At 59.6% G+C, this 14,667-nt stretch carries 10 protein-coding genes; 5 read left to right on the top strand and 5 right to left on the bottom strand.

The window, feature by feature from the left end; genetic code table 11:
• Positions 1-355: 355 nt before the first annotated feature.
• Genes KHO41_RS37270 through KHO41_RS37255 form a run of 4 tightly spaced genes read right to left on the bottom strand, consistent with a single transcriptional unit; the run spans position 356 to position 6,835 of the window.
• Positions 356-1,672 carry a TRAP transporter large permease gene (locus KHO41_RS37270; protein ID WP_211958239.1) on the bottom strand — a complete coding sequence of 439 codons (1,317 nt, stop codon included), beginning with the start codon at positions 1,670-1,672 and terminating at the stop codon, positions 356-358.
• Complete coding sequence (locus tag KHO41_RS37265) at positions 1,669-2,244, bottom strand: TRAP transporter small permease (protein ID WP_211958238.1); 576 nt, start codon at positions 2,242-2,244, stop codon at positions 1,669-1,671. The genes KHO41_RS37270 and KHO41_RS37265 overlap by 4 nt, the downstream gene beginning before the upstream one ends.
• The gene (gene dctP, locus KHO41_RS37260; RefSeq protein WP_211958237.1) at positions 2,241-3,224 is read right to left on the bottom strand and encodes a TRAP transporter substrate-binding protein DctP; all 984 of its coding nucleotides are present in this window, start codon (positions 3,222-3,224) and stop codon (positions 2,241-2,243) included. The genes KHO41_RS37265 and dctP overlap by 4 nt, the downstream gene beginning before the upstream one ends.
• Positions 3,225-3,262: 38 nt before the next feature.
• Positions 3,263-6,835, bottom strand: coding sequence for an indolepyruvate ferredoxin oxidoreductase family protein (locus KHO41_RS37255; protein ID WP_280519730.1), 3,573 nt, complete (start codon positions 6,833-6,835; stop codon positions 3,263-3,265).
• Between the two features lie 453 nt (positions 6,836-7,288).
• Between KHO41_RS37255 and KHO41_RS37250 the strand changes: the two genes are divergently transcribed.
• Positions 7,289-8,299 carry a LysR family transcriptional regulator gene (locus KHO41_RS37250; RefSeq protein WP_211958235.1) on the top strand — a complete coding sequence of 337 codons (1,011 nt, stop codon included), beginning with the start codon at positions 7,289-7,291 and terminating at the stop codon, positions 8,297-8,299.
• 492 nt (positions 8,300-8,791) lie between these two features.
• Here KHO41_RS37250 and KHO41_RS37245 read toward each other — a convergent pair whose 3' ends face one another.
• Positions 8,792-9,703: a LysR family transcriptional regulator gene (locus KHO41_RS37245; RefSeq protein WP_211958234.1), complete on the bottom strand. Its 912-nt coding sequence runs from the start codon at positions 9,701-9,703 to the stop codon at positions 8,792-8,794.
• Between the two features lie 220 nt (positions 9,704-9,923).
• Here KHO41_RS37245 and KHO41_RS37240 point away from each other — a divergent pair, with 220 nt between their 5' ends.
• The 4 genes from KHO41_RS37240 to KHO41_RS37225 all read left to right on the top strand — a co-directional run bounded on the left by KHO41_RS37240 (position 9,924) and on the right by KHO41_RS37225 (position 14,579).
• Positions 9,924-11,552 carry an AMP-binding protein gene (locus KHO41_RS37240; protein ID WP_244874207.1) on the top strand — a complete coding sequence of 543 codons (1,629 nt, stop codon included), beginning with the start codon at positions 9,924-9,926 and terminating at the stop codon, positions 11,550-11,552.
• A gap of 15 nt (positions 11,553-11,567) precedes the next feature.
• Positions 11,568-12,014 (top strand): acyl-CoA thioesterase, encoded by a 447-nt coding sequence (locus tag KHO41_RS37235; protein ID WP_211958232.1) that lies wholly within the window; start codon positions 11,568-11,570, stop codon positions 12,012-12,014.
• The gene (locus tag KHO41_RS37230; RefSeq protein ID WP_211958231.1) at positions 12,011-13,150 is read left to right on the top strand and encodes an FAD-dependent monooxygenase; all 1,140 of its coding nucleotides are present in this window, start codon (positions 12,011-12,013) and stop codon (positions 13,148-13,150) included. Before KHO41_RS37235 ends, KHO41_RS37230 begins: the two co-directional genes overlap by 4 nt.
• 73 nt (positions 13,151-13,223) lie before the next feature.
• Positions 13,224-14,579: an MFS transporter gene (locus tag KHO41_RS37225; protein WP_244874206.1), complete on the top strand. Its 1,356-nt coding sequence runs from the start codon at positions 13,224-13,226 to the stop codon at positions 14,577-14,579.
• Positions 14,580-14,667 lie beyond the last annotated feature (88 nt).

The following is a 14,667-nucleotide window of genomic DNA, read 5'->3' as shown; positions in this document are numbered from 1 at the left end:
GGCGAACCCGGTGCCAAGACAATCTGGCGCGGACTCGATCGTGTACTCTCCGCTGCTGAAACGCTGCGCGCGCTACGGGATGGGCTCGGCTGACTTATGTATAAAGGTATGGCCTATAGCTACTTGGGGAGCTCAAGCTCCAAAGCGGCGCACCGCGTCACAGGAAAGGGTGTGTTGGTGGCGGCGCAGCCAGATTAATATCAAATGCCGACCGCACTCCTTGTTGCTCGATGAGGTCGCCGCTCATCTCATCGCTTTATCATGGAAATCACCCATTCTCGGGGCTTTCGTCCAGTCTCATGCAGCCCGCGGTGAGCCCCGGGGGACTGCTCGATGTGGGTCCAGTCTTTGTCGCTCATTTGATGATTCCTGGTAACCAAGTGGCGATGGATGGGAAGAAGAACATGGCGGCGAGCAGTAGCACGCTCATGGCGATATAGGGCACGATGGCACGGAATATGTGGGCCATGCTCACGGTAGGAGGAGCGACGCCTTTCATCGTCATTAGAAGCAAGCCATGCGGGGGCAGCAGCAGGCCCATCTGCATGCAGACGAGGAACATGATGCCGAACCAAACAGTGTCGACTCCTAGCTTCTGCACAATGGGCATGAAGATGGGGATTGTGATGAGCATCATGCTCACTTGGTCCACGAAGATCCCCAGGAAGATTAGGATCAGCATCATGCCGGCAATGATGGCCATCGGCCCGAGGCCAATGGTCGTGATTGCCTCGACTATTCCGTTGGAAGCCCCAGAGAAAGTCAGAATCTGGGCGAATGTGGTCGCGCCCATGATGATCAGCAGAATCATCCCGGAGATTCCGATCGTTCCTCGCAAGGATTTCATCAGCGCCCGCAGCGACAGCGCGCGATATGCAAGGGCAATCACCAACGTGGCCACCACGCCCAGTGCCGCGCTTTCCGTCGGTGTGGACCAGCCTACAACCATCGCACCCACCACTACTCCGAAAATCGAAAGAAGTGGAAGCACGTACTGGAAGAAGAGCCTGTACCGCTCCCATCCGTGAAAGTGCTCGAACTCACCGGCGGGAGCCAGCGAGGGATTCATTGCGCTGCGCAGCACGATCCAGGCGATGAATCCGATCGATAGGAGAACTCCAGGGACGATGCCACCGATCAGAAGCCCTGAGATCGAGATGTTCGCAAGGCTGCCAAGCAGAACGGTTAACGCGCTGGGGGGAATCAGCATGTCGACCGCCCCGATCGCCATGATCGGGCCAGTGGCCATGGTCGGATGGTAGCCACGCTGCAACATGACGGGCACCATCAGGGATCCGAGCATTGCCGTCGTAGCGATCGTCGACCCCGAGATGGCGGAGAATACCGACCCCGCAACAACAGCTACCACCGCCAAGCGGCCCGGCACCCTAGTGATCAGCCGCTCCACGCCTTCGATGACCTTCACTGCCAGGCCGGTGTGGAACAGGATCTCGCCCATTAGGATGAACAGCGGAATTGGCGTCAAGGAAAAGCTCGTGACGGCCGCCACACTATTGCGTGCCAATTGCACGAGCCCCGCCTCGCCGCCTAGGTACATACAGGCACCCACGAGGTTGGTCATGAGGAACGCGAAGGCCACTGGAAGGCCGACGAAGAGAAGGAGCGTGGAGCCGCCAAGAAGCAGCCACGCGGGAAGGATCCAGGCACTCATGCTGTAGATACCGCGTCCGAACGCGGCCCCCTCTGGCTATGCGCAAGCCGCCACATGCGGAATGCAAATTCGACGGCCAGCAACGCGAACGCTACTGGCAATGGCGCCATCACCCACCATTCAGGGATGACAATGCTCTTGATCTGGATCGCTCCGCTTGCGTAGCTCCGGTAGGCCATCACCACGCCGATCCACGCCACCACCACGCATCCCGTGAGAGCCATCACGTCCGAAAGCCACTCACAGGACCAAGCGAGCCTGGCGGGAACGGCGCGCAGCACGATATCTACCCTGATGTGCTGTCCTGCGCGCAGCAGCCAAGGCGCGGCCAACAAGGTGCAGAAGTAGAGGGCGTACTCCGAGATGTCGTTGGACGCTGGGAAGCCGCGCGGCAAGCCTTGAATCGCCAAGTTTCGCAACAGGACATCCAGGGTAATTGAGCCTACGATTATCAACAGCAGAAGACAGGCCAGCACCATCAAGAAGTCGTAGAGGCGGCCAACAGCGGCCTGCAGGGTTTCGATGATGTTGTCTGCAGGTGCGAAAGTTTTGTTAAGTGATTCGCTGCTCATTGTTTCCTCATCGCTTCTTTGGACAGCAGTGCGCGTAGCTTCGGTCCGTGGATCGGGCTTGTCTTGATCAGGTCTGACCAGCCCGCCTCGTAGACGGCGTCCAGGTACTTTGCGGTTTCGGCGGCGCCAAACGTGAGCGGCTGGATGCCTGAGGCGTTCTGCTTCTTCTTCTCGTCCTCGCCCTCCTTGTGCCAGTAGGAGGAGTTGCTCTCGATTTCCATCGCCATCTTCTGGATGAAGTCGCGCTGCTGCGGCGTCATGGATTTCCACTTGTCGAGGTTCATGATCAGCGACACGTCCGCGTCGTAGAAGCCCGGATCCACCCGGAATTTCGTGAGCGGCGCTATCTTCAGGTCGAAGATGCCGCCGATCGACCAACCGTAGCCGTCGATGACACTGCGTTCCAGAGCTGTGTAGATTTCGCCCGGAGGGATGTTGATTACATTTCCATTCAGCGCCTGTACCGCCGGCCGGATGGCGGGCGACACCCGGATCTTCTTGCCGGTGAGATCAAGCTTGTCAATCTTCTGCGTCAGGTATATGTGGAAGGGGTAGCCTTCCACCATGCGGGCGAGGTACACCATGTTGCCCTTCTCATTCCAGACCTTGTTGATGTATTCAATCGCGCCGTTCTTGCGCTGCTCGCTCACCGGAATTTGCGCCATCTTAAGCATGTCGGCTTCCGGGAACACGTTCGTGTAGAAGGCACCTGGACTGAGGGCCATGTCGACCACGCCGCTCTTCACCGCATTCCCGATCTCGAAAGTCGGGATCGCGCGCGGGCCGCCGATGAAGTTGATCTTGACAAGCCCCTTGCCTTTCGAATTCACGCGCTCGCTCCACTTCACGAGCTCCTGCACCCACGACGTGTTCTCGGGAAATGCCGTGGCCAGCCGGATCTGCGCTTCCTCCGCTGCCGCCGAGACAGCCAGCAGGCCGAGAACAGCCGTGGCGGCAAGACGTTTGAGTAATTTGAACATCGGTTTGTCTCCTTTATCGTTGTCAGGGAAAAGCGGCGTTAGGCCTCAACAGGATCGGGCACGATCATGATGGTGCGCGGGCGCTTCAGCTCGGCGAGCAGGCGATCAGCCTGCACCTTGGCTGCCGTAGCGGCCGCAGATTTCACTGCTTCATAGCCGCGGATCGTTGTAGGTAGCCGGAGCAGCTCGACGACTTGGGCGGAGTTCTGCGCGTTGAGCAGCTTGAGACCCTCGCCTAGCACACCCTCGTACCATGCGAGCAACGCACGCTCCTCCTTGCGTGATGCGAGCGTGTAAAACGGGTCCAAAGCGGTGCCCCGAAGGAACTTGAGCGCGGCCAATGTTTTCAGTGCGGGACGAATCCAGCCGCCCACGCGCACTTTGCCTTTCAGGCCCAAGGTGCGTGCGAGAGGCGGCTGGAGGTTATATTTCAGGCGAACGCTGCCGGAGAACCTTTCCGCGACCCGTTTCTCGAAGCCGGAAATCGTCAGGAGCCGAGCGACTTCGTACTCGTCCTTGTAAGTCATGAGCTTGTGAAGGCTCTCGGCAATCGCTTCCGTGACCTCGTAGCTGTGCCCTTTGCCGCGTACGGAAGCCTCCGCCTGTAGCGACGCCGTCACGCGCTCCAGGTACCGTGCTGCGTACGCAGTGTTCTGATATTCAGTCAGGTCCGCGGAACGCAGTTGCACGCGCTCCCGCAAGTGCGGCGGCAACTTTGCGAGGACGGACTCAAAGCGCACCAGCGCTTTCAGCTTGCCCTCGCTGCGCAGGGCACGTAGGCGCTCCGTGCGATCGGCCAGCGGGCGAAGCTTCAAGGAGCCCATGGCTTCGATCCGCTCGGGCGCATGCACCCATAGCCTACCCGCGCGAAATGCCATTGTGTTGGCTTCCACCTGGGCGCCATTCAGCCCAATGGCAGCTTCGATGTATTCCGCGCGGATCGGCAGCCACCCCGACTGATAAGCCGCCCCAATAGCCACCATGTTAGTCATCATGAAGTCACCGAACAGCGTCTCAGCGATACGGCGCGCGTCCAGCGTCAGGACGCTATCTTTGGAACCGGCAGCCGCGACCGTTGCGCACAGCTCAAGGGTAGGCAGCGTCTTGCGAGAATCGCGGATGACCTCTCCGTTCGGAAACACACCCGAATTGATCACCATTCGACTATGGTCTGCATCGCAGCATTTCAAATTGTTCGTTTCCACGGCCGCGAGCAGGTCGAGCGCGAGGTAAAGATTGGCTTTGCCGATGCCTACCTTGTTGGTGTGTGGTGGCCGGTCCGCGGGAGCCAGAATCAGGCTGGAGAGCACTGCGCCCCATTTTTGCGCCGCTCCTGTCTGGTCATACGTTTTCACCTGCAGGCCCTGCATGCACGCCGCCTGTGCGAGGATGGCACTGGCAGTCAGCACGCCGGATCCACCTAGGCCCGGGATGTAGATGTGATAGGGCGCCTGCAGTGATCTCGGCTCGATTTCCGGAATGCGGGTAGCATCGATGACGGGTAGGCTGGGCTTTCTAACGCTTTTGCCTGGCTCCACTTCAACTGTGACGAAGGACGGGCATTCTCCTTGGATGCAGGCCTGGTCCTGATTGCACGTTGACTGATGTATCTGGGTCTTTAGGCCGAATTCAGTGGGCACCTTTTGCAGCGACATGCAGTTCGCCTTCGCGCCGCAATCGCCGCAGTTCTCGCAAACTTCTTCATTGACCACCGTGAATACGGTTGGCGCGGGCAGCAATCCCCGCTTCTGTCGTCGGCGACGCTCATTCGCACATGCCCCGTCGTAGATCAGGATCGTCACCCCCTTGATCTCCGCGAGCTCCCTCATGGTTTGCTCGAGTTGGTCCGGTGAGCGTCGCACTAGGCCCGCCGGGAGTTTCATTTTGGCGTACTGGCCCGGCTCTTTCGTAACTAGAACCACTCGGGATGCGCCGTCCTGCAGCAGACGGCCGGCAAGGTCCGCAATTGCACTCGCCCCCACTGCTTCCTGGCCCCCGGTATTCGCGAGAACACCGTTGATCAGAAGCTTGAACGTCATGGTTGCCCCGCTTGTGATCGCGAAGCGGATGTTTTGATAGCTGGAGTGGAACAGCGCACCATCGCCGACGTTCTGCACGATGTGCGGCCGGCTCGTGTACGGCGCCAGGCCCAGCCACGGCAACCCTTCGCCACCGAGCTGGGTTGTCGCTTCCACGCGCTTCTGTGGTTTGTCCATGACCGCCGCGAAAAGATGGCAGCCGGGGGCCCCCCAGGCCATCTGGCCCGGCGCGAGCAGCGTCGATACGTTGTGCGGGCATCCCGAGCAGTAATTCGGTGTCCGGCCCGGGAGCGCTGCGTCGCGCTTCACGCTTTTTCCCTCCAGATACTGGACACGCTCGCGGCCGCGTTCCGGAAGCGGCATGCTTCGCGCCAGAATTCGGGCCAGCCTTTCGGCCACCATGTCCGCTGTCATGCCGCCCTCTACCGGAAACAGACGCTGGCCATGCTCGTCGTGCTTGCCAAGGATCTCGCGAACCGTGGTGCCGACAACCCCCAATGCCACCTGACGCTCCAGGAAATCGCGCTTCTCCTCGATGACGACGATGGTCTGCAGACCTGCGGCGAATTCGCGGAAGAATTCGCTGTCAGTGGGGCAGAGGAGGCCGACCTTAGCGAGGCGGATCCCGTGGGCCTGCAGCGCCGGTCCGTCGAAACCGAGGTCTTCCAAGGCCTGCTGGGTGTCGGCCCAGCTCTTTCCGGCGCTGATGATTCCGATGCGGTCCCCGGGCGCTGATCGCACGATACGATTGAGGCCGTTCGCGCGCGCGTAGGCCAGTACTGCTGCATGTCGCTCGTCGTACAGGCGTCGCTCGGTCTCGACATTGGTTACCGGAAAGAAGCGGTGGTTCGCCATTCTGGTAAATGGGTTTCCGCCGATCTGTAGCTCAGGGATCTGCGTAGGGATGCCAGCAGGGCGCAGCTGCACGACCTCGCCGCCGTCGCATAGCGTTCCAACAAGTTTCAGTGCTACCCAGCATCCGGAGAAGCGCGAAAGCGCGGCGGCGTGAAGACCGTAGTCCACGAACTCCTGGACGCTCGCGGGGTACAGCACGGGGATGCCGTGGTGTTCGAAAGAAAATTCCTGCTGGTAGGGGACGGTCGAGCTCTTCGCTTCGTGGTCTTCGCCGCTGAGGATTACCACGGCGCCGTGGCGGCTTGTGCCGGCGAAGTTTGCGTGCTTCAGCGCGTCGCCGGAGCGGTCCAGGCCAGGACCCTTGCCATACCAGTAGCCCACTACACCGTCGACGTCGGGGTGAGGGTGTTCATCTAGCATCTGCGTGCCGCTCAGCATAGTGACGGCAAACTCCTCGTTCTGCGCCGCACGGTGAGTGATTCCGTGGGCATCCAGAGTGCGTTTGGCCTGCCGCAGTGCGATGTCGATGCTGCCCAGCGGCGAACCAGGGTAACCTGTGACGAACGCCTTGGTCCGCAAGCCAGCTTCCCCATCAGAGCGCATTTGCTCAACCATCATGCGAATCAACGCCTGGTTGCCGTTTAGGAAAGCCTGTGGGGTGTCAGCCTCATAGCGAGCATCAAGGGAGCGAGCCATTACATTTTCCTTTCCAAAAATCGCGTTGCCATGAATCCAATGCTCTGCTCCTTGGCTCCCGGTATGTCACCGTGGGCGGTCCCTACCTCACTCCGCTCACAGGCGCACTCCAGCTCAGCCAGCACCCCGAGTCGTGAAGTGTGAGGGCACGGGTTGCCATGGGTATGAGCACCTTGTCGTTTGCGGACGAACTTGCAACTCACTTGGCCCCGGATGACGCCGCGGAATATCTCCTCAGCCGCAGCCTCTATCGCCTCCACCGCGACACGGGGGAAAACGACGCCCAAGGTGCGAGTTGCTAACGAGTCCTGCTCTACGACATGAGCCCGATGTTCTGGATGCTTCTCCCGCAGAAGAAAAGATAAGAAGCCGGGGCTGGCTGGGCCGTCTCCCACCATAAAGGACCTCATGCGTTGTCTCCATCTAATGTCTTAGTCTTCGGAATCGCATGCGAATAGCACACGGCCAAGAGAATTGACTGGCACCGGTATTTGTGCAATAAAGGCGGCATTATTTGCGATATTTGCCAAACAAATGTCCACTCGATTTGATCTCAATCTCTTGCGGGTGCTCGTGGCGCTTCATCGGTGGAGAAGCGTTTCTAAGGCAGCGGAGGAACTCGATTTAAGTCAGCCAGCAACGAGCCTCGCATTGGGGCGCCTGCGCACCCGCTTGGAGGATCCGCTTTTCGTGCGCTCACCGTCAGGAATGCTGCCGACGCCGCGGTGCACGGAGCTGGCCGACGCGGCGGCGAAGGCGCTGGCGGCCTTCGAAGGGAACATTCTTCACCGCCCCACATTCGAGCCGGCTACGGCTCGGCGCGATTTCGTCGTCACCATGGCCGACGTCGGCGAGCTCCACTTCCTGCCCCGATTGATGGCACGTCTCGCTCGGGCGGCGCCTCAATGCAACCTCAGATGCGAGACTTTCCCGATAGAAGACATTGAGCTAGCGCTGGAGGAGGGGCGCTGCGATCTGGCTCTGGGGTTCTTTCCCAACCTGGAGCGCCCCGCACTCTACGCCCAGCAGCTATTCATGCACTCGCTGGTGTGCCTCGTACGGGCGGACCATCCTCATGTACGGTCTTCTCGCATCAGCATGCGGAGCTTTCTGGAGCTTTCGCACGCAGTGGTGGAGCCCATGGGGCGAAGCCATGAGCTGTTCGAAGGCTTACTCAAGGAGAAGGGCTACCAAAGACGTGTGCAATTGATGTCGGTCCACTTTCTGTCCATTCCGGCAATCATCGCAGCCACCGACCTCATTGTGACGGTGCCTCAATCCATTGCAGACTATTATGTGCGTCTGGAGAACCTGCGGATCGTTGAGCCGCCGATCAATATCAAGCCCTATGCACTGAAGCAGTTCTGGCATCCGCGTTTCCATACAGATCCCGCGGTCAGGTGGTTACGCGAGTCGGTCATCGAGTTGTTCAGCGAACATCGAGAACAATCAAGAGCCGTCTCGACACGCAGCGCAAGAAGTTAGGAGTACAGAGATGCCGGGGACACGTCCTCGTTAGCCGGCGCACAAAAGACATTGCAAGTACGAGTCACTGGCCTCAACACCTGCGGAGATCGCGGTAGGTCTCCGCTCCTACGTCGCGTGCTACGGCGAGCGGCTATCGATAGCGCATTGTCGGTCTCCTGCCTATTTCAGTCGGGCGATGATCGCCTACGACCGCTGCGGTTACCTTTCGGCGTTTGGATGATTCGATTCCTGCACATTGCTGGCATTTGGGGCCGTTCTCAGGTCTCTTAGGCACTCGGCATTAGCGGTTGCCCGATCAATTTTCCCGTGATGGTGTGCGCTGCTGGCGGAAAGCAGGCTGCTCGAACACTGACCGATGGATTCGTCGTGAGCTTTGGCGAACTGGCGCATCGTGCAACTGGACCGCAGCGCCCTGCGAAGCCTCGCGGCACGCCCGTATCTCAGATTGCGGATTAGCACACTTCGCGGCTGAGGTGTCGGGTGGTGAAGTCAGGCGCTATGGGTGAAAGCCTCCGCGATCTGACCTCGAAGCCATTTCAGACCAGGGTCCGCATGGAACCGCGCATGCCAGTGTTGCTTTAACGCGTAGCGACGCGTATTGACTGGGGGCTGCACTATGCGTACTTCCCCGAACCGTACAAAGTATTCCGCCACCGCTTGCGGTACTGTGACGATCATATCCGTCGCAGCAACAATTGCCGGCACGCTCATGAAATGTGGGATGCTTAGTTGAACGCGGCGGCTGAGGCCCTTGCTCTTCAACAAGCGCTCAAAGAGTTCGTGGCTGCGGCCCTCCGGTTCTACGACGGCATGCGGCAGTTCGAGGAATGCCGCCAAAGGGATTCTCTCTGTCTTCACGCGAGGATGATCCTTGCGCACAAGGCAGACGAAGCGGTGTTCGAACAGCCGCTGCATATAGTAGCCCGGACGTTCCAGGTCGGGGAAGAATCCAATCGCCATTTCAACTTGCCCGCTCTGCATGGCCTCCGGCAACTCCCGCACGGACAGCGCCTTTGCCCTGAGGTTGCAGTGCGGCGCCAGCTGGGACAACCTGGCCATCAGCTTTGGCAGGAACACTACTTCCCCAATATCCGACAATGTGACCACGAAGTCCCGGCGCGCGTTCAGGGGATCGAAACCGGCAGGGGTCTGCACCACGCCGTCTATCAGGGACAGCGCTTCTCGCGCCGCCGTCACCGCTTCATCGCACCTGCCGGTCGCCACCATGCCACTAGAACCACGGACGAATAGCGGGTCGCCAAGGATGCGGCGCAGGCGGCCCAGCGCGAGGCTGGCCGCAGGCTGGCTCAGGTGGACGGCATCGGCCGCCTTGGACACGCTGCCCAACGCGTGAATCTGCGTAAGCAAGCGCAGAAGCTTGAGGTCGATCTCAGGCTGCATGCGTATCAATATTTAGCCCATAAATACTAACAATACCACCCATTGCATTGTGCATCTACGACCGTCGATCCCATACTCGGATCCATTGCACACATTAGACAGGAGACAATGCATGGGAGAGCCTTGCAAAGGAGAGGGAAGGGCGTACCCGGGGAACCCGGGGGGGCAGAATCTGCATGCGATTGAAACGACCGGCCCCCTGCACCCAATAGATGGGGTTGTGTACACCCCTCCGGAACAGGCCGCGTACTACCTCAACGGCGGCATCTGGGAACGCCAGACATTGGGAGATACCCTGCGAAGTGCCGCAAAGAACGCGCCAGAGCGGATTGCGTTCGTCTGCGAAGGCCATCGCATGAGCTTCGGTGAGCTCGACGCGAAAAGCGAACGCTTGGCCCGCAGTCTGAGGGCGTTAGGCCTACAAGTGCATGACCGCGCTATGTTCCAGATGGGAACCAGCATTGAAACTGTCGTCGCACTGTTTGGTTGCTTCAAGGCCGGTGTCGTTCCCGTCTGCAGCATTCCCCAGTACCGCGAACTGGAGATTGGCAAGCTTGCCGATTTGACAAGTCCAAAGGCTTACTTCGTACAGGCGGACGCCGGAGGGCGCTTCGATTTGGTGAAGTTCGCATCTGCTATGTCAGAGCGTCACCAGATCCCACACTTAATCGTCGCCGGAGGCGCCTCGGATGCGAGAGGGCATGCGCTGGAAGGCTTATGTGAAGGGGCGGGGGGACAGGACGTCCTAGATACGTCTCATGAATTCGGCTGTGAGGACGTCATTGCCTTTCAGCTTTCTGGCGGCTCGACGGGCGTACCGAAGGTGATTCCGCGCTTCCATGCCGAGTATCAAAGCCACGTGCGGTCGTGGTGTGCCCGCTATGACATGCAAGAAGGCCACGTTGGCATCTGGGCGCTGCCAATACTGCACAACGCCGGGATGATGTTTGCCATCGTTCGCACGGTGCTGTACCGCGCAACGACGGTGTTGATGCCTCAGTGGGATGTGGGGCGCTACTTCGAGGCAATCGAGCGTGAGCGCGTACAACATGCGTTCACCATCGGACCTCATGCGCCGGCGATTGCCTCCTATCCCCACGTCGCACGCCATGACTTGTCTTCCGTACGCTCGCTGTCGACTTTGATGGGAGCGGAGGCAATCGAGCGCGCTACCGGAATTCTCTCCATCAACATGTTCGGCATTACCGAAGGACTGGTGTTGACCGGCACAGCGGCGGCGTCGCCGGCGGAGGTGCGACACAGCAGCGTAGGCATGCCGTGCTCTCCCTACGATGAGGTGCGTCTGCTTCGTCCTGGCACCATCGAAGAGGTGCAAATTGGCGCTGCTGGCGAGCTGTGCTTCAGAGGGCCATCTACGCTGCGCGGTTACTATGCGGCGCCCGAAATCAACGCGGTGAGTTTCACCCCTGACGGCTTCTTCCGGACCGGCGATCTTATGCGGGCCGCGGTGATCGATGGGCAGATTGTGTACCGCTTCGAAGGGCGGATGAAGGACAACATCAACCGCGGTGGCGAAAAATTCGGAACGGAGGAAATCGAGCATCTGATTGCACGCCATCCAGCAATCGCAGACGGCAAGGTGGTGGCGATGCCTGATCCGATCTACGGGGAGAAAGCATGCGCTTTCCTGATCCCTCGCGACGGCCACATGCTGCCCAGCGTCGAGGATCTCGGACAGTACTTGCACGCCCAAGGGTTGGCGAAATTCAAGCTGCCCGAACGGATCGAAGCCTGCGACGCCTTTCCGACCACGCGTGTCGGCAAGCTGGATCGTGCGCATTTGCGCGCAATGATCGCAGAAAAGATCGCCAAAGAGTCGGTACATTGAGGGAGTACGAGAATCGTGCGCACCTATCGCTATAAGCGACGCCTGAACTGGAGCGAATGCGATCCCGGCGGAATTGTGTTCTTTCCCCACTACTCGCGCTGGATGGTCGATGGACTGAACGAGATGCTTCTTTCGCTCGGGATAGACCCCACCGCGATTATTGACGAGAACACGCGCGGAGGCCTGCCAGTCGTGCAAATGTCGGCGCGCTTCTTCCAAGCGCCGACGCTCCATTCCTACATATGGCACGAGATCGCCGTCGAGAAGATCGGCGTAAAGTCCCTCGGCTTTGCCCATCGATTCCTATCCGAAGATACCTTGCTGATGGAGGCACATGAAACCCGCGTCTGGGCCGTGCATGCTATCGGCACCACTACTTCGATGCATGCGTGCGCCGTGCCGCAATCGGTGCGCGACAGGCTCATGGACAACGAAGAAAACATACTGGAGACCAGAACATGAAGATCAACATCATCGGCGGCGGCCCCGCGGGCCTGTACGCAGCCTATCTCCTGAAGCGAGATCGCCCTGACGCGATGGTCCATGTCTATGAGCAGAACGATGCTCATACGACCTTCGGATTCGGCGTCGTCTTCTCGGATCAGGCCCTAGAGTTTTTGCGGGCAAACGACCCCGAAACGCTTGATATGGTCAGCCGCGGGCTGGAGACATGGCGGGACATTGAACTGCGGATCCATGCTCAGGCTATCCGGATTGACGGAGTCGGCTTTACGGCTATCGGCCGCCTGAAACTGCTGGAGATTCTACGCCAGCGGGCGGAATCTGTTGGTGCCGTTCTGATCAATAATCGGATCGTTACCAGCCTCGATGGTTTGGACTCGACCGATCTAGTCATCGGCGCCGACGGCGTGAACTCCCTGGTGCGCCGCACGCATGAGCAAGCGTTCGGCACGCGCATCGATTACCTCGATAACCGCTTCGCATGGTTCGGTGCCACCCGCCCGTTTGACCGCCTGACGCAGGCTTTTAAGAAGCTACCCCAGGGCTACTTCAACGCTCACTACTACCGCTATTCGGAAAGCATGAGCACGTTTCTAGTGGAGGTCGATGCGTCGACCTTCGAGCGAATCGGGTTCGAACACATGAGCGAGGAAGAATCGCGGCGCTACTGTCAGGAGGTGTTTGCTGACGAACTGGCCGGTGCGTCGCTAGTGGTTAACCGATCCATGTGGCGACGCTTTCCCAAGATTAGCAACGCACGCTGGTCGTTCGGGAACCGTGTGCTCGTCGGCGACGCGCTCCGCACTGCGCACTTCTCCATCGGGTCGGGCACCCGTCTGGCACTTGAGGACGTACAGGCTCTCGCGCAGTCGGTGGCGGATCACCCAAACAGCGTTCCCGACGCGCTGGCCAGTTATGAAGCCGGGCGCCGCCCCATTGTGGAGAAGATCACCGCCGCAGCGAACCAAAGCGCCGATTGGTACGACCACTTTCCGCAACACATGGAACTGCCTGCATGGGAGTTTGCGATGGACTACATCGGCCGCTCGGGACGCGTAGATCCGGAGCGCTTGCGAACCATGTCGCCGGAGTTCGTAGACAACTATGACAGGTGGCAGGCTGCCGCCGCTTCTTGATAAGGCCAAGGGTTGGACGCCCGCCAGCTTTGTTGGCGGCAGCGAAAGAAGGTAAAACGAGGAGACGAAACGCATGACATCGACTGCAACCATAAACGCACCGCTTGCTCACATCATGAATGGCAAGCCGATGACCATTTTTCAGTGGCGTGCAATCGGGCTCTGCTTCCTGATCAACATGCTCGACGGCTTCGACGTGATGGTGATAGCGTTCACGGCTGCCTCCGTCAGCGCGCACTGGTCCCTGTCAGGCGCGCAACTGGGCTACCTTCTTAGTGCCGGTTTGGTCGGAATGACGGTGGGATCTCTCTTTGTCGCTCCTTGGGCTGATCGCATCGGCCGGCGCTCGTTGGTGCTTCTGTGCATCGTGGTCGCCGGCCTAGGGATGATCGGCTCCGGCTATGCCAGGACGCCGACGCATCTTGGTCTCCTGCGCTTCGTCACCGGACTTGGCATTGGCGGCATCCTCGCGAGCAGCTACGTGATTGCTGGCGAATACGCGTCCAGGCGCTGGCGCAGTCTGGCCATCAGCCTGCAGGCCACGGCTTACGCTCTTGGCGCAACCGTGGGGGGCTTCTTCACGGCGCGAGTTATTGCACTGCTTGGCTGGGAGTCGGTGTTCATTTACGGCGGGGCCGCTACCTTGGCGACTTTGCCGATCCTGTACGCTTGGCTGCCAGAGTCGATCGACTTCTATGTTAGCCGCCGGCCAGAAGGAGCGTTGACGCAAGTCAACGCCATCATGCGAAAGATGGGCTTGGCTCCGCTGCAGGCACTGCCTGCGGGGTCAGTGGGTGGGAATACTGGCCTAAGACGTAGCCTGTCCTATCTTCTTTCGCCGAGCGTGCGCCGAGCCACCGCTCTGATCTGGGTATCGTTCTTTCTGATCCTGTTCGGATTCTATTTCGTGATGAGTTGGTCGCCTCGGTTAATGGTGGCCGCGGGTTTATCCAACGAGCAAGGCATCACGGGCGGTGTGTTGCTTAACCTTGGCGGTATTGTCGGAACGTCGCTCATCGGTCTACTCGCGGGCCGGCTAGCCTTGTACAAGGTGCATGCCATCTACCTTATCGCCACGGCAGTATTGATGAGCATGTTTCTCAGCCTCGCCGGCGGAGGTAGCCAGACTCTTGTCGTGGCGTTCGTGCTGGGCCTTTTCGTTAACGGGTGCGTGGCAGGCGTATTCGCGATGACCCCCATGATTTACGAGCCCGCTCATCGCGTGACCGGCCTTGGCTGGGCTATCGGTATGGGCCGCTTCGGGTCCGTCCTGGCACCTCTGGCTGCCGGACCCCTTATCGACGCGCAGTGGAGTCCTAGCGAAGTCTACACCTTGTACGCGACAACCTTTGTACTGGCGGCCATCACTGTCGTACTGCTTCACTTTGGCATTAAAAGGTCGTCCGATTTGAAGGCGGGTGCGAAGTAGGCAACGACCATCCTAACCAATTTTGACGCGACGCTGCGCATGCGCCTTGTCATGCAGCTCTCTGGCTAGACCTCAGACTGCCGCCGAA

The organism is Cupriavidus numazuensis, assembly GCF_905397435.1.
GTDB lineage: Bacteria > Pseudomonadota > Gammaproteobacteria > Burkholderiales > Burkholderiaceae > Cupriavidus > Cupriavidus numazuensis.
The sequence above is the reverse complement of the archived record's forward strand: the minus strand, read 5'-3'. Positions and strand labels throughout refer to the sequence as shown.